The organism is Pseudoteredinibacter isoporae (assembly GCF_040372805.1).
GTDB lineage: Bacteria > Pseudomonadota > Gammaproteobacteria > Pseudomonadales > Cellvibrionaceae > Pseudoteredinibacter > Pseudoteredinibacter isoporae_A.
In genome coordinates this window covers 1-586 of sequence record NZ_BAABWJ010000032.1, presented here as the reverse complement: position 1 = coordinate 586, position 586 = coordinate 1, and the positions used below count along the sequence as shown (strand labels likewise).

The window sequence follows — 586 nt, the reverse complement described above, 5'->3', positions numbered from 1 at the left end:
CCATGGCAGCTTAAAAAGCGTTGAGCTTGCCCCATCGATTTAAATTGGCGCATCTGACGTTCCTGTTGGCGTGTTTTTTGATGTGAGATTTCAGCAATATTGTTAGAATACTGCGTAGTACAGTGAGGCACTTGGCAAGCCAGGTCTCGCAAGGCTGCACGATAGCTACCGAGCTTATCCGTTGTAATCTGCTGTGTTGTTTGGGTTTGCCTTTTAAATAGCTTTTTAAAGAAGCGAGTGGCCGCTTGTTTGTTTCTACGTTTAGTGATGAGGATATCCAACTCACAGCCATCAGAATCAACCGCACGCCACAGATAACGCGGCTTGCCATTGATTTTGATGAAGACTTCATCCAGAAACCAGTGATTACCGAAGGATTGATACTTCTTCTTTAACGCTTTGGCAAAGGAAGGCGTGAATTTCAAGCACCATTGCCGAATGGTTTCGTAGGATACGGTAACGCCACGGATAGCCAAGATTTCTTCAATATCGCGAAAACTGAGGGAGAATCGATGATATAACCAGATCGCGTGGGTAATAACGGCGCGGGGATATCGATATCGTTTGTAGGTATTCATCGTTTCAA

At 44.9% G+C, this 586-nt stretch carries 1 protein-coding gene; it reads right to left on the bottom strand.

Going from position 1 to position 586, the window contains the following annotated elements; all coding sequences use genetic code 11:
• Positions 1-586 (bottom strand): IS6 family transposase (locus tag ABWW03_RS19930; protein ID WP_353411435.1); only part of this gene is annotated, 586 nt, incomplete at both ends.